This is a genomic window from Nonomuraea sp. NPDC048916 (assembly GCF_040649575.1).
GTDB lineage: Bacteria > Actinomycetota > Actinomycetes > Streptosporangiales > Streptosporangiaceae > Nonomuraea.
On record NZ_JBEZFS010000012.1, the window covers coordinates 284,635 to 302,929 of the forward strand.

General features: G+C 70.0%; 22 protein-coding genes, 1 tRNA gene and 1 riboswitch. Of the genes, 8 read left to right on the forward strand and 15 right to left on the reverse strand.

Going from position 1 to position 18,295, the window contains the following annotated elements; translation table 11 throughout:
- Positions 1-264 precede the first annotated feature (264 nt).
- The gene (locus tag AB0C16_RS15305; protein WP_357682896.1) at positions 265-606 is read left to right on the forward strand and encodes a hypothetical protein; all 342 of its coding nucleotides are present in this window, start codon (positions 265-267) and stop codon (positions 604-606) included.
- A 92-nt stretch (positions 607-698) separates the two neighbouring features.
- Positions 699-1,616 carry an NAD(P)-dependent oxidoreductase gene (locus AB0C16_RS15310; RefSeq protein WP_357682898.1) on the forward strand — a complete coding sequence of 306 codons (918 nt, stop codon included), beginning with the start codon at positions 699-701 and terminating at the stop codon, positions 1,614-1,616.
- Between the two features lie 11 nt (positions 1,617-1,627).
- Here the strand turns inward: AB0C16_RS15310 and AB0C16_RS15315 are convergent.
- A tRNA-Leu gene (locus AB0C16_RS15315) sits at positions 1,628-1,700 on the reverse strand.
- A 640-nt stretch (positions 1,701-2,340) separates the two neighbouring features.
- Positions 2,341-2,814: a thioredoxin-dependent thiol peroxidase gene (gene bcp, locus AB0C16_RS15320; protein WP_357682900.1), complete on the reverse strand. Its 474-nt coding sequence runs from the start codon at positions 2,812-2,814 to the stop codon at positions 2,341-2,343.
- A gap of 146 nt (positions 2,815-2,960) precedes the next feature.
- Between bcp and AB0C16_RS15325 the strand changes: the two genes are divergently transcribed.
- Complete coding sequence (locus AB0C16_RS15325; RefSeq protein WP_357682902.1) at positions 2,961-3,290, forward strand: DUF3618 domain-containing protein; 330 nt, start codon at positions 2,961-2,963, stop codon at positions 3,288-3,290.
- A gap of 32 nt (positions 3,291-3,322) precedes the next feature.
- Here AB0C16_RS15325 and AB0C16_RS15330 read toward each other — a convergent pair whose 3' ends face one another.
- Positions 3,323-4,516, reverse strand: a complete 1,194-nt coding sequence (locus AB0C16_RS15330; RefSeq protein ID WP_357682904.1) for an amino acid deaminase/aldolase — start codon at positions 4,514-4,516, stop codon at positions 3,323-3,325.
- A 138-nt stretch (positions 4,517-4,654) separates the two neighbouring features.
- Here AB0C16_RS15330 and AB0C16_RS15335 point away from each other — a divergent pair, with 138 nt between their 5' ends.
- Positions 4,655-5,254 (forward strand): DUF6286 domain-containing protein, encoded by a 600-nt coding sequence (locus AB0C16_RS15335; RefSeq protein ID WP_357682906.1) that lies wholly within the window; start codon positions 4,655-4,657, stop codon positions 5,252-5,254.
- The gene (locus AB0C16_RS15340) at positions 5,254-5,754 is read left to right on the forward strand and encodes a hypothetical protein (RefSeq protein ID WP_357682907.1); all 501 of its coding nucleotides are present in this window, start codon (positions 5,254-5,256) and stop codon (positions 5,752-5,754) included. Before AB0C16_RS15335 ends, AB0C16_RS15340 begins: the two co-directional genes overlap by 1 nt.
- 1 nt (position 5,755) lies before the next feature.
- Here AB0C16_RS15340 and AB0C16_RS15345 read toward each other — a convergent pair whose 3' ends face one another.
- The 4 genes from AB0C16_RS15345 to AB0C16_RS15360 form a co-directional block, all read right to left on the reverse strand.
- Positions 5,756-6,001 (reverse strand): hypothetical protein, encoded by a 246-nt coding sequence (locus tag AB0C16_RS15345; protein ID WP_357682909.1) that lies wholly within the window; start codon positions 5,999-6,001, stop codon positions 5,756-5,758.
- Positions 6,001-6,306: a type II toxin-antitoxin system Phd/YefM family antitoxin gene (locus tag AB0C16_RS15350; protein ID WP_357682911.1), complete on the reverse strand. Its 306-nt coding sequence runs from the start codon at positions 6,304-6,306 to the stop codon at positions 6,001-6,003. The genes AB0C16_RS15345 and AB0C16_RS15350 overlap by 1 nt, the downstream gene beginning before the upstream one ends.
- Before the next feature lie 159 nt (positions 6,307-6,465).
- Complete coding sequence (locus AB0C16_RS15355) at positions 6,466-7,197, reverse strand: hypothetical protein (protein WP_357682913.1); 732 nt, start codon at positions 7,195-7,197, stop codon at positions 6,466-6,468.
- Entirely contained in the window at positions 7,184-7,696 is a 513-nt protein-coding gene (locus AB0C16_RS15360) for a SigE family RNA polymerase sigma factor (RefSeq protein WP_357682915.1), read from the reverse strand. The genes AB0C16_RS15355 and AB0C16_RS15360 overlap by 14 nt, the downstream gene beginning before the upstream one ends.
- Before the next feature lie 142 nt (positions 7,697-7,838).
- Between AB0C16_RS15360 and AB0C16_RS15365 the strand changes: the two genes are divergently transcribed.
- Complete coding sequence (locus tag AB0C16_RS15365) at positions 7,839-8,717, forward strand: hypothetical protein (protein WP_357682917.1); 879 nt, start codon at positions 7,839-7,841, stop codon at positions 8,715-8,717.
- Positions 8,718-8,753: 36 nt separating this feature from the next.
- On the opposite strand, the gene AB0C16_RS15370 is transcribed toward AB0C16_RS15365, so the two are convergent.
- From AB0C16_RS15370 to AB0C16_RS15405, 8 genes are all read right to left on the reverse strand, one after another.
- Positions 8,754-10,130 (reverse strand): L-serine ammonia-lyase, encoded by a 1,377-nt coding sequence (locus AB0C16_RS15370; protein WP_357682919.1) that lies wholly within the window; start codon positions 10,128-10,130, stop codon positions 8,754-8,756.
- A 49-nt stretch (positions 10,131-10,179) separates the two neighbouring features.
- The gene (gene gcvH / locus AB0C16_RS15375; protein ID WP_357682921.1) at positions 10,180-10,569 is read right to left on the reverse strand and encodes a glycine cleavage system protein GcvH; all 390 of its coding nucleotides are present in this window, start codon (positions 10,567-10,569) and stop codon (positions 10,180-10,182) included.
- Positions 10,566-11,651, reverse strand: a complete 1,086-nt coding sequence (gcvT, locus tag AB0C16_RS15380; protein ID WP_357682923.1) for a glycine cleavage system aminomethyltransferase GcvT — start codon at positions 11,649-11,651, stop codon at positions 10,566-10,568. The genes gcvH and gcvT overlap by 4 nt, the downstream gene beginning before the upstream one ends.
- A 133-nt stretch (positions 11,652-11,784) precedes the next feature.
- A riboswitch (glycine riboswitch) is annotated at positions 11,785-11,882 on the reverse strand.
- Between the two features lie 18 nt (positions 11,883-11,900).
- Positions 11,901-12,266 (reverse strand): FAD-dependent monooxygenase, encoded by a 366-nt coding sequence (locus AB0C16_RS15385; RefSeq protein WP_357682925.1) that lies wholly within the window; start codon positions 12,264-12,266, stop codon positions 11,901-11,903.
- Between the two features lie 139 nt (positions 12,267-12,405).
- Positions 12,406-13,095, reverse strand: a complete 690-nt coding sequence (locus tag AB0C16_RS15390) for a gamma-glutamyl-gamma-aminobutyrate hydrolase family protein (RefSeq protein WP_357682927.1) — start codon at positions 13,093-13,095, stop codon at positions 12,406-12,408.
- A 9-nt stretch (positions 13,096-13,104) separates the two neighbouring features.
- On the reverse strand, positions 13,105-13,869 hold the full coding sequence (locus tag AB0C16_RS15395) for a 3-oxoacyl-ACP reductase (RefSeq protein WP_357682929.1): 765 nt from the start codon (positions 13,867-13,869) through the stop codon (positions 13,105-13,107).
- A 51-nt stretch (positions 13,870-13,920) separates the two neighbouring features.
- The gene (locus AB0C16_RS15400; protein WP_357682931.1) at positions 13,921-15,264 is read right to left on the reverse strand and encodes an aldehyde dehydrogenase family protein; all 1,344 of its coding nucleotides are present in this window, start codon (positions 15,262-15,264) and stop codon (positions 13,921-13,923) included.
- A gap of 8 nt (positions 15,265-15,272) precedes the next feature.
- Positions 15,273-16,643, reverse strand: coding sequence for a glutamine synthetase family protein (locus tag AB0C16_RS15405; RefSeq protein WP_357682933.1), 1,371 nt, complete (start codon positions 16,641-16,643; stop codon positions 15,273-15,275).
- A 124-nt stretch (positions 16,644-16,767) separates the two neighbouring features.
- Here AB0C16_RS15405 and AB0C16_RS15410 point away from each other — a divergent pair, with 124 nt between their 5' ends.
- Together AB0C16_RS15410 and AB0C16_RS15415 are read left to right on the forward strand one after the other, a co-directional pair.
- Complete coding sequence (locus AB0C16_RS15410; protein WP_357682935.1) at positions 16,768-17,472, forward strand: FCD domain-containing protein; 705 nt, start codon at positions 16,768-16,770, stop codon at positions 17,470-17,472.
- Positions 17,473-17,541: 69 nt separating this feature from the next.
- A complete protein-coding gene (locus tag AB0C16_RS15415; protein WP_357682937.1) occupies positions 17,542-18,294 on the forward strand; it encodes a hypothetical protein in 753 nt (250 codons plus the stop codon).
- The last annotated feature ends 1 nt before the right edge of the window (position 18,295 follow it).

An 18,295-nucleotide genomic window follows, 5' to 3' on the forward strand; every position in this document is an offset into this window, starting at 1 on the left:
GATCATGATCGCGCTGGTGGGTCGCGCGGCGAAGAGGAAGTGCCGCGCGACCCTACCTCCGTCCCTCCATCGGACACCCCGGACGCGCACCCCACCGTTTCGGACACGGGTCCTGCCGCCCCGGGCGCGGGTCCTGCCGGTCCAGGTACGGGTCCTACGGCTCCGGGTACGGGTTCCATCCCTCCGGGCGCGGGTCCTGCCGGTCCAGGTACGGGTCCCACCGCTCCGGGGGCGGGTCCTGCCGGTCCGGGGTTCGGGCATGGGATGCCCGGGTGGGGACCGCGGCCGTCGAGCGGGTTTCGTGACTTCGTACGGCAGAAGCCGGCGCAGATCATCGGTGCCGGGCTGATCGGGTTGATCGTGGGCGGGATCCTGGGCGGCGGAGCCGTGGCCGTGATCAGCGGCATCACCGCCCGGCAAGACCGTCACGTCCACTGGCAGCACCCGGGCTGGGACCGGCGCGGAGGCCCCGGCTTCCAGGAGTGCCGGCCTGTCCCCGGCGGGATGAACTGCCGCTACGGCGACCCGTACCCCTATCCGGTGCCGACGATGACGATGATGCCGCCGGCCATCCCCGCGACCCCGGTGCCGACGCGCACGGGTTAGGCGGACCTCCCGGCGCGCGGGCGTCGGCGGGTTTCCGGGCGCGGCCCGGGGAATGACTGGGACATCGACTGCCGGCGACCCGAGGGACGAACATGGCGGAGACGACCGGCGACGTGGTCACCCTGGTGCCCGAGCGGCGTGGTGTCGAGATCCTGTCCGAAACGCAGGGCGTCGCGCCGCTGCTCTACGACGTGATGGAGCCGTTGCCGGCCGGCGCGGCCGAGGCGAGGGTGATCGTCGTCCCCTCCCGCCCCGTGGACCGGGTGCTGGAGCTGATCGCCGGGCTCCCGGCGCTCGGCCTGGTCCAGACCCTGAGCGCGGGCACCGACCAGTGGACCGGCCGGCTGCCGGATCACGTGGCCCTCTCCAGCGCGCGAGGCGCTTACGGCCCGCCCGTGGCGGAGTGGGTGGCCGCGAGCCTCCTGGCGGTCTACCGCGACCTGCCGGCGTTCGCCGCGGACCAGGCCGAGGCCCGCTGGAGGGAGAGGAGCACCGAGACCCTGGACGGCAAGCGGGTGCTGATCCTCGGGGCCGGCGACCTGGGCACGAATCTCCGTGTCCGCCTCGAACCCTTCGGCGCCCACGTCACCATGGTCGCCCGGCGCGCCCGCGCCGGGGTGCGCGCCGTGGACGACGTGCCGGCGCTCCTGCCGGGCCAGGACGCGGTCGTCCTCATGCTGCCCCTCACCGACGCCACCCACCACCTGGTCGACGAGGTGTTCCTGGCCGCGATGAAGGACGGCGCCATCCTGGTGAACGCCGCCCGCGGCCCGATCGTCGACACGCCGGCCCTGCTGGCCGAGACCCGGTCAGGCCGCCTGCGCGCCATCCTCGACGTCACGGATCCCGAACCCCTGCCCGCCGGCCACCCGCTGTGGCACGTGCCGGGAGTGCTCATCACGCCGCACGTGGCGGGTGACGTGGAGGAGTCGGACGAGCGCGCCTGGCAGGTCGCGGCCACCCAGATCGCGCATTACGCCAAGGGCGAGCAGCCGGCCAACCTGGTCTGAACATTGAATTGTAGGGCCGGTGGGATTCGAACCCACACTAACAGCCACCTAAAGACTGCGCCTCTGCCATTGGGCTACGACCCCTTCTTGGCCTTTCCCCTGCCGGCGGAATTTCCGGTCTGGGAATGGCGGTTCGGGGCAGAGGAAACGCGAATTCTCCAGGCGGTTGTCGAGCCGGTTTTCGTTCATGTGGTCGACATGGAGCGTTAGCGGCTTTCCCTGCCACGTGCCGTCAATCTTACAGCCTGCGCACGTGTACGGAACCCCGGCGTCCTGCAACGCCCGGCGAAGCGCGGCGGCCCTTCTCTCGTGTCGACCGTGGTGCACGCAGGGCCGGAATCTGCTGGTGAGGCCGTTGGGCCGGTGAGCTCTTGCCGTTGCCGTGAGCCTGCCCAACGAAGTGTGCGGTGTCGATGCCGAAGTGTTTGAGGCGCCGACTGAGGTGGGCGTGACTCCCGCCGGTCCACTTGATGCCAAGCTGGCGCAGCACGTCGGCTACGCTGCGAGCTCACCGCAGCCCCTGCGAGGAGCTCCGGGGTGTATTTCTCATAGGCTGACATTGTCCGAGTCTAGAAATGGGCACTGACGGTTTCGTGGATGGTTCTGTTTATTCGCCGTCTCTTTCTGTGGATTCTTTCGGTTTGACCGTTATTGCCTGGCGAAAACCGTGGCATGTCGACGACCTGCGTGGCGGGCCCGTGGAAAAGGGCCCGCGCGAGAGGCGTCAGGCGAGGCCGAGCTTCTTCTTCAGACTCGCCACGTGACCGGTGGCCTTCACGTTGTAGAGGGCCTGCTCGATCTTGCCGTCGGCGTCGATGACGAAGGTGGAGCGGATCACGCCCACGATCTCCTTGCCGTAGAGCTTCTTGGTGCCGTAGGCGCCGTAGCTCTTGTGAAGGTCGAGGCCGGGATCCGACAGCAGGGGGAATGTCAGCGCGTCACGTTCGGCGAACTTGGCGAGCTTCTCCGGCTTGTCCTTCGACACGCCGAGCACCGCGAAACCCTCGGCGGTCAACTGGCCGAGGCTGTCGCGGAAATCGCACGCCTGCTTGGTGCAGCCGGGTGTCATCGCGGCGGGGTAGAAATAGAGGATCACCCGCTTGCCGCGGAGGTCTTCCAGGGTGACGGACTTTCCGTCGGCTGTGGGTAGCGTGAACTCGGGCGCGGCGTCGCCGGGCACGAGCTTGGTTTCGGTCATAAGGCCCTCCTGAGTTCTTGTGGCAAAACCTACCGGCCTGCCCGCCGTGCCGTACGGCGTGCTGACCTGACAGACTGATCACGACCGGAGCGGACGCGACTCGTTCGGCACGCGGAGCGGGCATGAGCGCGGTCGAGAGGAGAGTCATGGTTGACACCGATCCCGATGAGCTGGAGCGGCGGATCGCGCGGACACGCGCGGAGCTGGCGCACACGGTCGACGCCATCGCCGACCGGGTGAGCCCCAAGCGCGTGGCCGAACGCACGGTCGCCGATGTCAAGACGCGGGCGGGACACCTCGTCTCCTCGGTGGGCGACGCGCTGGGGGTGGCGTCGCGGCCGGTGGAGTTCGGCGACGACCCCGACCGGTTGTGGGAGGAAGAGCCGCCCAACCCGGCCCCGGTGCTCATCGCCGTGGGCGCGGTGCTGGTGATCGGCGCCGCGATCGTGCTCTGGCGCCGCCGCCGTCGCCGCTGAAGCCTCTCGGAGAGCCCGCGGAGAGGCAGCCTTCAGAGGAACGTCCTGCCCTCGCCCCGGTAGGTGGGCGCCGTGCCGACGATCGCGTCACCCTCGACGAGGTGGAGGGTGGCGAACCGCTCGCACAGCTCGCCCGCCTTGGCGTGCCTGAACCACGTCCGGTCGCCCACCCGCAGGTCCTGCGCCGCCTGGCCGATCAGGGGCGTCTGCACCTCACCCGCGCCCTCGTCCGCCGAATACCGCAGCCCCGCCGGGAGATACGGCTGGGGGAGGCGGCTCCGGCCGGCAGGACCGGAGGCGAGGTAGCCGCCGCCGAGCACCGTGACCGTGTCGGGGGAGGGGCGGCGGACGACCGGGAGGGCGAAGAGCGCGGCCGGGCGGCCGGTGAAGCCGCGGTAGAAGTCGAACAGGCGCGGGTGGAAGAACCCCGAACCGGCCGCGACCTCGGTGACTGCCTTCTCACGCACGGTCCGTTCGATGGAGCCGGTGCCGCCGCCGTTGACGAACTCGAGGTCGCAGATCTGGCGGACGGCGTTGACGATGCGGCCGCGGCGCAGGATGAGGTCGCGGGCGGAGCGGCCCTGCATGAACCTGATCGCCCGGGCGTACATCGCGTTACCCGGCGGGTCGTCGCCCACGCCGGCGATCTGGGCTTCGTAGGCCATCAGGCCGACCAGACGGTAGCCGGAACGCTTGGCGATGTCGGCGGCCAGGTCGGCGGCCTGCTCGGGCTCGCGGATGGTGGAGCGGAGCGCGCCCGCCCGGAACCTGCCGCCGAGGGCGACATATCCGGCGTCGATGTCCATGGAGATCCGGAGCTCGTGGCGCGGGCGCACGTCCTCCAGCACGTCGTCGAGGTAGTCGAGGTGCTCGGCCGAGTCCACGGTCAGTGTGATCTCCCTGGCCGCCCGCGCGTCGCCGGCCAGCGCCGTGAGCGCCCGCCGGTCAGCGGTCGGGTAGGCCACCAGGACGTCGGTGAACCCCTCGGCCACCAGCCAGAGCGCCTCCGGCAGGGTGAACGCCATCAGCCCGCGGAAGCCGTCCATGTCGAGGATCTGTCGCAGCACCGGCCGCGAACGGATCGACTTGGTGGCCACCCTGATCGGTTTGCCGCCCGCTCGACGTGCCATCTCGGCCGCGTTGGCGCGCATGGCCGCGAGATCGAGGATCGCGAACGGCGGGTCGAGTGCCGCGGTGGCTCGGTCGTATCGCTGGCGATCGTTCATACCAGGAGCGTAATGGCATACCGGGCAAAAGAATATGAGGGAGATTCACGTTACCTGCCTGGCCGGTAATGATCCCGCAAACGGGCGGCGAGGGCATGGTCGGTTCGATGCCCGTTCCGTGTACCCCTGATCGGTGTGATGACCACGCTCCAGCAGATACTGCCCGGCGCCGCCGTCGCCGCACAGGAGAGCCCGCTGCGCAGATCGCGCCGGGTGCTCAGACCCGCGCGCACCCCGGCGGGGGCCACGGTGGCCCTCGCGCTCACCGCGGCGCTGGGGCTCAGCGCCGCCGAGGTCGTGGCCGCCCTGATGGGCCGCCCACTCGGCTGGCTGCCGGTGGACCGGCTGATCGAACAGGCCGGCCGATCATCGTGGCGCGACCTGTCGCTCGTCGCCCTCGGCCTCGCGGCCGCGGGCCTGACGCTGCTGCTTCTCGCGGCCGTGCCCGGCCGCTGCAAGCTGGTGCCGGTCGAGACCTCCGACCCCAACATCGTCATCGGCATCACCCGCTCGGGCCTGCGCCGCACCCTCCGCACCGTCGCCCAGCAGGTCGAAGGCGTCCGCAAGGCGAGGGTACGGCTGCGCAGGCGGACGATCGAGGTCACCGTGATGACCGGCCCGGAGAGCCCCGGCTCGATGCTCCGGCAGGTCGCGACCGCCGTGGGCGACCGCCTGGCCGGCGTGGGCACCCTCACGACGGGTGAGGTCGTGGTGCGGCTGCGCAGGAGGGGGATCTGATGCGGCAGTACACGGGCAACCGGATCGGCCTCGCCGTGGTGGGGACACTGATGCTGGCCATCGGCGGTTATGCCTGGATGCGCGGCCAGGACCGGCTACCGGGCCTGGCGTCGCGGGCCAAGGTGCTGCCGGAGCGCACCGCCCAGTCGATCGCCGACCAGCCGTGGGCGCTGTGGCTGGCCGCGCTCGGCCTGATCCTGCTCGCCCTCGTCACGCTCCGCTGGCTGCTGGTCTGCCTGGGCTGGGGCCGTCTCGGCACCCGCTCCGGCACCGGGACGGCCATGCTCTGCGTCGGGCTCAAGGACATCGAGGGGCTCACCCGGGCGGCGGTGCGCGTCATGGGCAACGGCTCGCGCCTGCGCATCTCGGTCACCTGCCCGGCCTCCGCCGACGCGGGGGCCATGGTCGGCAAGCTCGACCGGGAGATCGTGGGCCGCATCCGCCGCGAGGTGCGCGACGACGACCTCGGCACCCTCGTCCGCCTCCACGTCCGCCGCTGACTCAGCAGTTGACCTTCAGAATCCAGATACGGACCTCGTCGTCGTAGATGGTGAACTTCATGATTAGCTCGGAGGTATGGATCGCATAGGCGTTCGGCACATCGACATCGGGCAGGGTGTCCTTGGGCGGGATCGGCCCCGTGGCGAGTTCGGCGAGAAGGGTGTTGACGAGTCTCCTCAGGCGAGGTGGAAGCCGGCTCGCGTACTGCTCGGTCGGTGGCTCCCACCTGACATTCCTGAGCGTCACTAGGTCAGCCCCAGCGCCTCGTTGAGCTTGGCTTCCAGCTCCTCGCGTGAGCTGGCGGAGATGGTGATCATGCCGAGGTCTTCGCCTGCCGCCAGGCGCGCTTCTCGGTCGCGGATATACCGGCGATCGGCCTCATCTTGGAATTCGCGCAGTTTCTCCTTTGTCCTGGCATAGTCATCGGCGGACACCAGCACCGCCTCCGGTTTGCCGTGGCGGGTGATGGTCACCGGGCGGTGGGCGTGGTGCACCTGTGCGACGAGCACGCCGAGCTTCTCGCGCGCCTCCTGGAGCGGGATGTTTTCCATGCGCCAAGACTAGGCGACAACCTTGAGGTCTGTAAGGTTCTCTAGGTTTCTAGCAGCGGGCGCTGTGCGTGTCATTCGGCCACAGTCGCACCCTCCCATCACCGCTGGGCCGGAAGGCGTTCACGACAAGGGCGCCGATGGGTCCCCCGGCCGCCGGGGTCAGAGAGTGGAGGTGAGTCCCTCCGCGATCTTCTTCAGTTCGGCGTTGACGGCGCCAGCGCCGGAGAACTCCTTCGCGTACGTGGGGCTGAACATGATCTCGGCCCACTGGCTGTCGCCCATTTTGAGGAAGATCGTCGGGGTGCCCTTCATGCCGTCCTCGCCCACGCCCTGCACGACCAGGTAGCCGGTCCGGTCGCCGATGGTCACCTCCTCGCCGTCCCCCTCGTCGCGGTACCCCTGGATCCGGTCGCCGATCTCCTGGACGGCCGCCTCCTCGTACATGAAGATCTGGACGCAGTAGAAGCCACGCTTGTCTCCCTTGTAGTCGTACGAGGTCGAGTACCTGTCGCCGAAGTCCACCGACCAATGGGACCAGCGCAGCCGCTCGGGCAGGTATCCCACCTTGACGTGCCCGAACTCTTTCCCGTCGCCCAGGTCTCCGAGGTTCGGCGGGTCGGATGGCACGGGCGGGGTGTCGTCGATGGGGGGTGGTTCCGGCGCCGCGGAGACCGTGGCCTGATCGCCGGTCGTGGCCACCGAACCGGCGGTCAGATAGGCGACGGGCGTGGCGGCGACGACAGCCACGGCCGCGGCCACCGCCGCGGCCCAGGCCCTTCTTCTCTTGTTCCGGGAGGAGCGCATCACCCGCTCCAGCAGGTCGGGCGCGGCGTGCAGGCTCGCGGTCTCGTCCGCCATGAGCCGGCGGATCTCCTCATCAAGCGTGGGCATTCCTGATCACTCCTTCCACCGTTTCCCGGCCGAGCGCCGAACGGAGCTTGGCCATGGCCTTCGATGCCTGGCTCTTGACCGTGCCGACCGCGCATCCGAGCACTTCGGCGGTCTGCGTCTCGCTGAGGTCCTCCCAGTACCGCAGGACGATCACCGCGCGCTGCCGGGGCGGCAGGGCGCGCAGCGCCTCCATGAGCACATGACGCAGGTCGGCGTCGCTCGCGCGGGCCGACGTCTCCGGCGGGTTGCGCATCGGGATGACGCTGAGGATCGCCCGGCGGCGGGCGCGGCTGATGGCGGCGTTGACGATGACGCGGCGCACATAGGGCTCAAGGCTTTCGGGGCGGACCCGGTGCAAGTTCCGGTAGGTACGCTCCAGCGCCGTCTGCAGCAGGTCCTCGGCCTCCGTCTTGTCGCCACAGGCGAGATAGGCGACCCGCAGCAGGCTCGTGGCACGTGCGGCCACGAAAGCGCCGAAGTCATGTTCAACGTCGCTCACGGCTGTCTGTCCAATTTCACGTCTCCTAATACGCCCCGGCGTTGACAACCGTTGCCCGCTCGCGAAGAACACCTCGCGGGCAACCGTTCGAGGGGAGCCAGGCGTATGGACAGTCGTGACTTCGCATGTATGGAGGAAACGTATGAAGTTCGCGAGCACACAGGCCCGGCGGCTGATCACTCTCGGCGTCGTCCTGGCCGTGGGCGCCACCGTCTTGGGCGCGCCGGCGGCCGCCGCGGTCGCTCCCCCGGAGGGCGCCTACTGGCACACCAGGATGCTGACGACGACCACCGACCATTGGCGGTTCGGCACCAGGTCGGATCCCTACTCGCTGCTCCAGCAGGAGATCACGGAGAGGTGGAGCGCGCCCGACGGCAGGTCGTGGTTCGGATACCGGGAGCTGGGGTCGGTGCCGAAGAGCGCGGCGGACAAGAAGGCATGGCAGCGCGACGGCTCCCCCTCCAAGTGGAGCGAATCGATCGACGGCAAGACCGTGAAGTTGTCCATCCAGCCCTCCAAGGGCCACGTGGGCCCTGTGCCACAGCAGAACTCGTTCCTGTTCGCGGGGCAGTGGCTGACCTACGACGAGGTCCAGCGACTGCCCGCCGATCCGCACCGCCTGAAGGCCTGGATCGAGGAGGCGGGCCGGGTCGGCCGCGAGATCCTCGTTGACGGCGGCTGGCTCAGGTGGAACCTGCTTGAGATCCTGTACGACCTTCCCGCTCCGAAGGAGGTCCGCGCCGCGGCCTACCACGGGCTGCTGACGATGCCCGGCGTACGCGCCGAGGGCAACGCCAAGGACAAGCTAGGCAGATCCGGCACGGCCCTCCTGATCGACATGCCGGGCGGGAAGGGCACGGTCCCGGTCAAGACGAGGCTGATCGTGGACACCGGCAGGATGGCGCTGCTGTCACAGGACGAGACGGTCACGTACACGAAGCCGGCGCTCGTGGTCAAGACCAGCAAGCTGGTCGAGTCCGGATGGACCGACTCCCCGCCGGCCGTGCCGGCCCTGCCCTGACGGCCGGCGAGACTCCTCAGGCCGGTGACCGGGCCGTCAGCACTCGATGACGTTGACGGCGAGGCCGCCGCGGGACGTCTCCTTGTACTTGTCGAGCATGTCGCGCCCGGTGTCGCGCATGGTCTTGATGGCCTTGTCGAGGGCGACGAAGTGGCGGCCGTCGCCGCGCAGGGCGATGCGGGCCGCGGTGATGGCCTTGATGGAGGCGACCGCGTTGCGCTCGATGCACGGGATCTGGACGAGGCCGCCGATGGGGTCGCAGGTCAGGCCGAGGTTGTGCTCGATGCCGATCTCGGCGGCGTTCTCCACCTGTTCGGGCGTGCCGCCGAGCACCTCCGTCAGGCCGGCGGAGGCCATCGAGCAGGCGGATCCGACCTCACCCTGACAGCCGACCTCGGCCCCCGAGATGGAGGCGTTCTCCTTGAACAGGACGCCGATCGCCGCCGCCGTGAGGAGGAAGCGGACCACGCCTTCGTCATCGGCCGAAGGGACGAAGCGGGAGTAGTAGGTCAGCACGGCCGGGATGATGCCGGCGGCGCCGTTGGTGGGGGCGGTGACGACGCGGCCACCGGCGGCGTTCTCCTCGTTGACGGCCAGGGCGAACAGCGACACCCAGTCGAGGGCGCGCAGCGGGTCGGTCTCCGACGTCTCGGTCTGCAGGCGGCGGTGCAGCTGGTTGGCGCGCCGCTTGACCTTGAGACCGCCCGGCAGCACGCCCTCCTTGGCGATGCCGCGCTTCACGCACTCGGACATGACCTGCCACAGCCGCAGGATTCCGGCGCGGATCTCCTCCTCGGTGCGGCCGAACGCCTTCTCGTTCTCCAGCATCAGGGCGGAGATCGACAGGCCGGTGTTGGAACAGTGCTTGAGCAGCTCCTCCCCGGTGGTGAACGGGTAGGGCAGCACGGTGTCGTCCGGCTTGATCCGGTCGGCGCCGGTGGCGTTCTCGTCCACGACGAAGCCGCCGCCGACGGAGAAGTAGACCTTCTCGCGCAGCGGCTCACCGGAGTCGGCGTAGGCGGTGAAGCGCATGCCGTTGGGGTGCTCGGGCAGCGAGATCTTCCGCTCGAAGACCAGGTTCTCGCCGACCACGAACGGGATCTCCCGGGTGCCGTACAGCGTGACCGTGCCGGAGGCGTGCATCTCCGCGAGCCGCGCGTCGATGCCGTCGACGTCCACCAGCTCGGGCTTCTCGCCCGACAGGCCCAGCAGGACGGCCTTGTCGCTGCCGTGGCCCTTGCCGGTCAGGCCGAGCGAGCCGTACAGGATGGCGTCGACGCGGGCGGTGCGCGGCAGGAGGCCGTCGTCGTGCAGGCCGCGGGCGAACCGGTGCGCGGCGGCCATCGGCCCGCCCGTGTGGGAGCTCGACGGCCCGATGCCGATCTTGAAGAGGTCGAAGACGCTGATCGCCATTGATGCGCCCTTCAGCAGGGCCGGGGCCCGGCAGGGCCCCGGCGGACGGTCAGGATTCGCCCGATGTGAGCGCCGAGTATTCCTCGGCGGAGAGAAGGTCCTCGGGGGCGCCTTCCACGCGCACCCGGAACATCCAGCCCTCGCCGTAGGGGTCGCTGTTGGCCAGCGACGGATCGTCCACGAGGGCCTGGTTGACCTCGACGATCTCGCCCCCGACGGGGGAGTAGATCTCGCTCACGGACTTGGTCGACTCCACCTCGCCGACCGAGTCACCGGCCGCGACGCCGGTGCCCGCCTCCGGGAGCTGCACGTAGACGACGTCACCAAGGGCCTCCGCGGCGAACGCGGTGATGCCGACCGTCACCGTGATGCCGTCGTCCAGCCCGGCCACCCACTCGTGCTCCTTGGTGTAGCTCAGCTCGTCAGGGATGTTGCTCACTTGTTCCTCCTGTAGAAGGGCAGCTCCACCAGGTCCACTGGTTCATGGCTGCCCCGGATGTCGACGGCCAGACCTTCTTCGGCCTCCGTGTCCACGTACGCCAGCGCGATGGGCTTGCCCAGGGTCTGGGAGGGGGCCCCACTGGTGACCTCGCCGACGACGGCACCGTCCTTGGTGACCGGGTACCCGTGACGGGGCACCCGGCGGCCACGCGCGACCAGGCCGACGAGCCTGCGCCGGGGCGGGGTGTCCTTGACCGCCTCCAGCGCCGACCTGCCGACGAAGTCGCCCGGCTTGTCGAATTTCACCACTCTGCCCAGCCCCGCGTCGAACGGGGTCAGCTCGGCTCCCAGCTCGTTGCCGTAGAGCGGCATCCCGGCTTCGAGCCGGAGCGTGTCGCGGCTGGACAGACCCGCCGGACGCAGCCCGTACGGCTCGCCCGCCCTCGTCACGGCGTGCCAGAGCGGCACCGCGTCCTGGTTGGCCACGAACAGCTCGAAGCCGTCCTCGCCGGTGTAGCCGGTGCGGGCGATCAGCGCCTGCCGCCCGTCGACCAGGCCGGGCAGGCCCGCGTAGTACTTGAGCCCGGCGAGGTCGGCGTCGGTGAGCGTGGCGAGGATCTCCTGGGCGCGCGGCCCCTGCACGGCGATCAGCGCGTACTGCTCCGAACGGTCCTCGACCACGGCCTCGTACGACTTGGCGCGGCCCTCCAGCTCGTCCGCGACCTTCTCGTAGTTGGAGGCGTTGGCCACCACCATGAACTCCTCGTCGCCGAGCCGGTAGACGATGAGGTCGTCGATCACCCCGCCCCGCTCGTTGACGATCATGGTGTAGCGGGCCCGGCCGATCGCCAGTGCCGACAACTGCCCCACCAGCGCGTAGTCGAGCGCCTCCGCGGCCTGCGGGCCGGTCACGAAGATCTCGCCCATGTGCGACAGGTCGAACAGCCCGGCCGCCTGCCGGACGGCGTTGTGCTCGGTGGACTCGCTGCCGTAGCGCAGCGGCATGAGCCAGCCGGCGAAGTCGGTCAGGGTCGCGCCGAGACTCTCGTGGACGTCTCGCAACGGTGTCGGTCGGGACATGAGTCGCACCTCAGGGCAGGATCGGATGCCAGGATCCTCCCCCTCTGTCATCGATGCCTGAGAGCTTCGCCCAGGTTTTGCCCGGACTTTCACCTTCGGCGAGGCCACGTGGGGCCTGCTTTCCAGAGGTCACCTCGTCCGTGCGGTCCTTTGCCTTGAGAGGTTCGCGGGGAGGGCTTGCTCCTTCAGGGGCCCTGGATGGCGGTCAGGGCGCTCTCCCGCACGGTTTTGTCGGTGATGTCCGCAAGCCTAGTGCCGTGGCGGGGATGTTGTCGCGTCCCCGTCACGCGTGTCCGGCCGGGCGAACGGGTGGCGCCGCGAGGCGTGCCCGGCCGCGAAGCCGTATCTCAGCATCTCCTGCTCGTATACGGCCTTCGCCGGCCCGAGCGGGACCCGGCCGGCGGCCACCTCGGCCAGCGTGAGGGTGAGCGGCCGGGCGTCGCGCAGGGCGGTGTTGGCGTCGTCGCCGCGCCCGGGCGACATGGTGTGCGCGGCGTCGCCGAGCAGCGTGACGTGCGGGTCGCCGGACGGATCGGGCGCCTCCAGGGCCCAGGTGAAGTAGTCGCCGGGCCGGCAGGTGGCGACGGCCATCGACGGGCCGCCCGGCTCGGTCATCCGGTTGAACGATCCCGCTCACAAGACATGAACCGGATCGCCTGCCACCAAGGGGCTGCGTCGCCGGCTCGACCGGAGGTACGGCGAGGGCGCAGTCGAGGGGGTGCCGGCCTGGGGCCGGAGGCCCGGCCCAGGCAGGTCAGCAGGCCGCGATCAGGGCTTCGAACAGGGCGCAGTCGGTGGCGGCCTCCGGGTGCCACTGGACGGCCACGGTGAAGTCGTGCGCGTCGAGCTCCACCGCCTCGACGGTGCCGTCGTCGGCCGTGGCCGTGACGGTGAGATCGGCGGCGAGACGGTCGATGGCCTGGTGATGGTAGTGGGGCACGTCGACGGGGCCGCCGCCCAGCGCCTTGGCCAGGCGGGTGCCGGGCACGGGGTGCACCGGGAGCTCGCCGAAGCTGCCGGGCGAGGGCGAGTGGCCGGTGTGGCCGACCACGTCGGGGAGGTGCTGGTGGAGGGTGCCGCCGAGCGCCACGTTCAGCACCTGGAGGCCCCGGCAGATGCCCAGGAACGGCAGCCGGGCCGTTAGGGCCGCCTCCATCACCGCAAACTCGGCCTCATCCCGAAATTTCCGGATGTAGCCGGTGGTTGGCTGCTCGGCCTCGCCGTACCGCGCGGGGTCGATGTCGCCCCCGCCGGCCAGGATGAGCCCGTCGAGGCGCCCCACCAGCGAGGCGGGCTCGCCGACCGGCGGCAGCAGCACCGGCTGACCGCCGGCCCGCGTTACCTGCTCCACGTACATGTACGGGAGCAGCGCGACGGGCAGGTCCCACACGGTGTAGCGCGCGGGCTCGACGTAGGTCGTGATCCCGATGACCGGACGCCGCACGATCCCTCCTTACAGCGGTGTGACGTACGCGCTGGAGATGCCCCCGTCGACCAGGAACTCCGAGCCCGTGATGAACGACGCGTCGTCGCTGGCCAGGAACGCCACCGCCGCCGCGATCTCCGACGCCTCGGCGAAGCGGCCGACGGGCACGTGCACCAGGCGGCGCTGCGCCCGCTCGGGGTCCTTGGCGAACAACTCGCGCAGCAGCGGCGTGTTGACCGGCCCGGGGCACAGGGCGTTGACCCTGATGCCCTCGCGGGCGAACTGCACGCCCAGCTCGCGCGACATCGCCAGCACCCCGCCCTTGGACGCGGTGTAGGAGATCTGCGAGGTCGCCGACCCCATGACGGCCACGAACGACGCCGTGTTGATGATCGAGCCCTTGCCCTGCCGGCGCATGTAGGGGATCACGTGCTTGCAGCACAGGTAGACGCTGGTCAGGTTGACCTCCTGCACCCGCCGCCAGGCGTCGATCCCGGTCTCCAGGATCGAGTCGTCGTCGGGAGGCGAGATGCCCGCGTTGTTGAACGCGATGTCGACCGAGCCGTAGGTGTCGAACGCCGTCTGGTACATCCGTGCCACGTCGTCGTCACTGGTCACGTCCGCCCGTACGAACAGCCCGCCGATCTCGGTCGCGGCCTTGGCGCCCGCCTCGGCGTCGACGTCGGCGCAGACCACCCTGGCACCCTCCTCGGCGAACCGGTGGGCGGTGGCCAGCCCGATGCCGCTGCCCGCGCCGGTGATGACGGCGACGCGATCCCGCAAACGCTGCATAGATGTCACTCCGTTGAGGTGGATCCGCCGCTGGTCGAGGCGGAGGCGAGGTCAGTCCGTTGAGATGAAGACGTTCTTGGTCTCGGTGAACGCCGCCAGGGCGTCCGGGCCGAGTTCCCGGCCGATTCCGGATTCCTTGAAGCCGCCGAACGGTGTCCAGTAGCGCACCGAGGAGTTGGAGTTGACCGACAGCGCGCCCGCCTCGACGGCCCGCGCGACGCGCAGCGCCCGGCCCACGTCACGGGTCCAGATGGACCCGCTCAGGCCGTAACGCGTGTCGTTGGCGATCCGTACGGCCTCCGCCTCGTCCGCGAAGGGCACCACCGACACGACGGGACCGAAGATCTCCTCGGTGAAGGCCCGGTCGGTGACCCGCGAGGTGAGCACGGTCGGCGGAAACCAGTAGCCCTTGCCGGACGGGCACGAGCCCTGAAGGTGGGGCGTGCCGTCGACGAAGCCGCGGACCCGGGCGAGATGCTCGGCGCTGACCAGTGGCCCCATCTCGGTGCTCTCGTCGAGCGGGTCTCCGACCGTGATGCCGAGCACGGCGGCGCCGAGGCGTTCGAGGAACTCGTCGTAGACCTCGGCCTGCACGAGCAGCCGGGATCGGGCGCAGCAGTCTTGCCCAGAGTTATCGAAAACTGCATATGGAGCGGCTTGCGCCGCTTTTTCAAGATCTGAGTCCGCAAAGATGATATTTGCGGACTTGCCGCCTAGCTCCAGCGTGACCCGCTTGACCTGGGCGGCGGCCTTCGCCGCGATCTCCTTGCCCACCTCGGTGGAGCCGGTGAACACGATCTTGGCGACGTCCGGATGCTCGACCAGCCGGGCCCCCGCCACCTCCCCTGCTCCAGGCAGGACCTGGAGCACCCCCTCGGGGAGGCCCGCGGCCAGGGCCAGCTCGGCCAGCCTCAACGCGGTCAGCGGAGTCCACTCGGCGGGCTTCACGATCACCGTGTTACCCGCCGCGAGCGCCGGGGCGACGCCCCAGCTCATGATCAACATCGGGAAGTTCCACGGCACGATCACGCCCACCACGCCCAGCGGCTCCTGGAACGTGACGTCCACACCGCCGGGCACCGGGATCTGGCGGCCATGGTTGCGCTCGGGCGCGCCGGCGTAGAAGTGCAGCACGTCGCGGACGCCGCCGGCCTCCCAGCGGGCGTTGCCGATCGGGTGGCCCGCGTTGGCGACCTCCAGCAGGGCCAGTTCCTCGCCGTGGGCGTCGACCAGGTCGGCGAACCGGCGCAGCAGCCGCGCCCGGTCGCCGGGCGACACCTCGCGCCAGGCCGGGTAGGCCCGCCGGGCCAGCTCCACGGCCCGGTCGACCTCGGCCGGCCCGGCCATCTCCACCTCGGCGACGACCTCTTCCGTCGCCGGATTGATGATCTTCATGCCCCCCGTCACATTCTTTCGAAACCGCGGAACAGCTCCCAGTCGGTCACCGCCGCGTCGTACGCGGCCAGCTCCACCCGGGCATTGTTCGCATAGTGCTCCACCACGTCCTCGCCAAACGTCTCGCGGGCCAGCTTCGACCCCTCGAACAGGGTCAGCGCGTCGCGCAGCGTCGTCGGCACCGTCTCGGCTCCCGAGGCGTAGGCGTTGCCCTCGAACGCGTCCTCCAGCGCGAGCTCCTCGTCGATGCCGCGCAACCCGGCCGCGACGAGCGCCGCCACCGCGAGGTAGGGGTTGACGTCGCCGCCCGGCACCCGGTTCTCCACCCGCAGCGACGGTCCGTGGCCGACCAGGCGCAGCGCGCAGGTGCGGTTGTCCACGCCCCACTTGACCGCGGTCGGGGCGAAGCTGCCGGGCACGAAACGCTTGTAGGAGTTGACGTTCGGCGCGTACAGGAGAGTCAGCTCGCGCAGACCGGCCAGCTGCCCGGCGATGAACCGGGCGCCCAACTCGGACAGCCCGTGCGGGCCCCGGCCCGCCATGACCGGCTCGCCGTCGAGGTCGCGCAGCGAGATGTGGATGTGGCAGGAGTTGCCCTCGCGCTCGTTGGGCTTGGCCATGAAGGTGATCGACCTGCCCTGCTGGGCGGCGATCTCCTTGGCGCCGTTCTTGTAGATCGAGTGGTTGTCGCAGGTGCGCAGCGCCTCGTCGAAGCGGAAGGCGATCTCGTGCTGGCCCAGGTTGCACTCGCCCTTGGCGGACTCGACGTAGAGGCCCGCGCCCTCCATGTCACGCCTGATCCGGCGGAGCAGGGGCTCCACGCGGGCGGTGCCGAGCAGCGAGTAGTCGACGTTGTAGAGGTTGGCGGGTGTCAGGTCGCGGTAGGCGCGCCGCCAGGCGTCCTCGTAGCTGTCCTCGTAGACGACGAACTCCAGCTCGGTGCCGACGTAGGCGGCCAGCCCCCGCTCGGCCAGCCGGGCGAGCTGCCTGCGCAGGATCTGCCGCGGCGAGGCGGTCACGTCCTCGCCGCCCTCCCAGGTCAGGTCGGCCATCAGCAGGGCGGTGCCCTCCAGCCACGGCACCCGGCGCAACGTCGACAGGTCGGGCCTCATCACGAAGTCGCCGTAGCCGCGTTCCCACGACGACATCGCGTAACCGGCGACCGTGTTCATGTCGACGTCCACGGCCAGCAGGTAGTTGCACCCCTCGGAGCCGTGGTGGAGCACCTCTTCCAGGAAGTAGCGCGCGGACAGGCGCTTACCCTGGAGCCTGCCCTGCATGTCGGCGATCGCGAGCAGAACGGTGTCGATCCGCCCGGCCGTGACCTCGTCGCGAAGCTCGTCGACGGTGAGGAATCCGGGACTGACTCGCTCGCTCACGTATCGTCGCTCCGATCCGGCCTGAGGCGCTTTCCCGTTGATTGGGCTAGTGTCAGACCATTGATGTGCATGGCGGGATCGCTTGTCAAGACCTGAGGACACCTTGGACGATTCGGCGCGTTTGATGACAGTGTTGCGCCCGGTCAGGGCGGGCAACGCCTTCGAGGAGACCGTGGAACGCCTCCTCCAGGCGATCAAACTGGGCGTGGTCGGGCCGGGTGAGAAACTGCCTCCCGAGCGCGAGCTCGCCGTCCAGCTCGGCATCAGCAGGGTCACCCTGCGCGAGGCCATCCGCGCCCTCCAGGACGCCGGCTACCTCGACGTACGGCGAGGCCGTTACGGCGGCGCGTTCGTCACCTACGTCCCGCCCCAGCCCGGCACCGGAGACCTGCGCCGGGTCGTCGCCGACATGGGCACCGCCGACCTGGCCGACGCGCTCACCTTCCGGATGGCCGTGGAGTGCGGCGCCGCCGAGGTGCTCGCCGCCGCCCCGCTCGCCGACGACCAGCGCGACCTGCTCCGCCGCCGACTCGTGGACGTCAACGAGGCCGGCGTCGACGACTACCGCCGGCTCGACACGGCCTTCCACCTGACCGTGGCCGAGCTCACGGGCTCCTCCCTGCTGACCACCGCCTGCGCCGACGCCCGCCTGCGGGTCAGCGACCTGCTCAACGCCATCCCGATGCTCCACGTGAACCTCGACCACTCCGCCAGCCAGCACGAGGCCATCGTGGCCGCCATCCTCGCGGGCGACCCGGAGGCCGCCCGCCGCGCGGTGTCCGAGCACCTGGAGGGAACGGCCGCCCTCCTCCGCGGGTTCCTGTCCTGAACTCACCGCGAAGACCCGCCCTCCGGTACGAGGCAGCGTGACCGGGCTCGTAGCATCGGTGGCAAGGTCATGGGGGAATGGTTCCGGCAGAGCATCATCTCGACAGGACGGCTGCCGCTGTTCTGTTTCTTCGTCGCGCTGATCGTCGCCTTCATCGCCACGCGCATCAACGTCCGGCTGATCCGGGCCAAGATCGGCTGGTTCCGCAACGTCAGCGTGGGCGAGATGCACATCCACCACGTGGTGTTCGGCGTCGTGCTCATGCTGTCCGGAGGCGTCGCCGGGCTGATCCTGTCGTCCGCCTCGCAGGCGGGCTACGCCGTCGCGGCCTCGGTGTTCGGCATCGGGTCGGCGCTCGTGCTGGACGAGTTCGCGCTGATCCTGCACCTGCACGACGTCTACTGGGAGGAGGACGGCCGCGCCTCCGTCGACGCCGTGTTCATCGCGGTCGCCGTCACCGGGCTGCTGCTCATCGGCCTCCGGCCGCTCAGCTGGGACTACGGCACCCCGGTCAACCCCGCCGTGCTGATCGTGGCCAACCTGCTGCTCGCCGTCGTCACGCTGCTCAAGGGCAAGATCTGGACGGGGATGGCCGGGTTGTTCCTGCCGGTCCTGCTGATCGTCGGAGCGGTGCGCCTGGCGCGCCCCGGATCCCCATGGGCCTACTGGTTCTTCGCCAAGCGGCCGCGCAAGATGGCCAAGGCCGTCCACAGGGAGGAGCGGTGGCGGCGGCCGGCGATCAGGGCGAAGATCGCTTTCCAGGAGTTCCTCTCAGGGCGCCACGATCTGCCGTCCAGCAGGCGGCCACGTCGGCATACTTAGG

Excerpts from the sequence above, each read along its gene's own strand:
- AB0C16_RS15340 (WP_357682907.1), top strand. The coding sequence starts at position 5,254 with ATGCGGCAGTACACGGGCAACCGGATCGGCCTCGCCGTGGTGGGGACA.
- AB0C16_RS15335 (WP_357682906.1), top strand. The coding sequence starts at position 4,655 with ATGACCACGCTCCAGCAGATACTGCCCGGCGCCGCCGTCGCCGCACAG.
- AB0C16_RS15385 (WP_357682925.1), bottom strand. The coding sequence starts at position 12,266 with ATGACCGAGCCGGGCGGCCCGTCGATGGCCGTCGCCACCTGCCGGCCC.
- AB0C16_RS15365 (WP_357682917.1), top strand. The coding sequence starts at position 7,839 with ATGAAGTTCGCGAGCACACAGGCCCGGCGGCTGATCACTCTCGGCGTC.
- AB0C16_RS15370 (WP_357682919.1), bottom strand. The coding sequence starts at position 10,130 with ATGGCGATCAGCGTCTTCGACCTCTTCAAGATCGGCATCGGGCCGTCG.
- bcp (WP_357682900.1), bottom strand. The coding sequence starts at position 2,814 with ATGACCGAAACCAAGCTCGTGCCCGGCGACGCCGCGCCCGAGTTCACG.
- AB0C16_RS15310 (WP_357682898.1), top strand. The coding sequence starts at position 699 with ATGGCGGAGACGACCGGCGACGTGGTCACCCTGGTGCCCGAGCGGCGT.
- AB0C16_RS15325 (WP_357682902.1), top strand. The coding sequence starts at position 2,961 with ATGGTTGACACCGATCCCGATGAGCTGGAGCGGCGGATCGCGCGGACA.
- AB0C16_RS15350 (WP_357682911.1), bottom strand. The coding sequence starts at position 6,306 with ATGGAAAACATCCCGCTCCAGGAGGCGCGCGAGAAGCTCGGCGTGCTC.
- AB0C16_RS15410 (WP_357682935.1), top strand. The coding sequence starts at position 16,768 with ATGACAGTGTTGCGCCCGGTCAGGGCGGGCAACGCCTTCGAGGAGACC.
- AB0C16_RS15355 (WP_357682913.1), bottom strand. The coding sequence starts at position 7,197 with ATGCCCACGCTTGATGAGGAGATCCGCCGGCTCATGGCGGACGAGACC.
- AB0C16_RS15400 (WP_357682931.1), bottom strand. The coding sequence starts at position 15,264 with ATGAAGATCATCAATCCGGCGACGGAAGAGGTCGTCGCCGAGGTGGAG.
- gcvT (WP_357682923.1), bottom strand. The coding sequence starts at position 11,651 with ATGTCCCGACCGACACCGTTGCGAGACGTCCACGAGAGTCTCGGCGCG.
- AB0C16_RS15415 (WP_357682937.1), top strand. The coding sequence starts at position 17,542 with ATGGGGGAATGGTTCCGGCAGAGCATCATCTCGACAGGACGGCTGCCG.
- AB0C16_RS15395 (WP_357682929.1), bottom strand. The coding sequence starts at position 13,869 with ATGCAGCGTTTGCGGGATCGCGTCGCCGTCATCACCGGCGCGGGCAGC.
- AB0C16_RS15330 (WP_357682904.1), bottom strand. The coding sequence starts at position 4,516 with ATGAACGATCGCCAGCGATACGACCGAGCCACCGCGGCACTCGACCCG.
- AB0C16_RS15305 (WP_357682896.1), top strand. The coding sequence starts at position 265 with ATGCCCGGGTGGGGACCGCGGCCGTCGAGCGGGTTTCGTGACTTCGTA.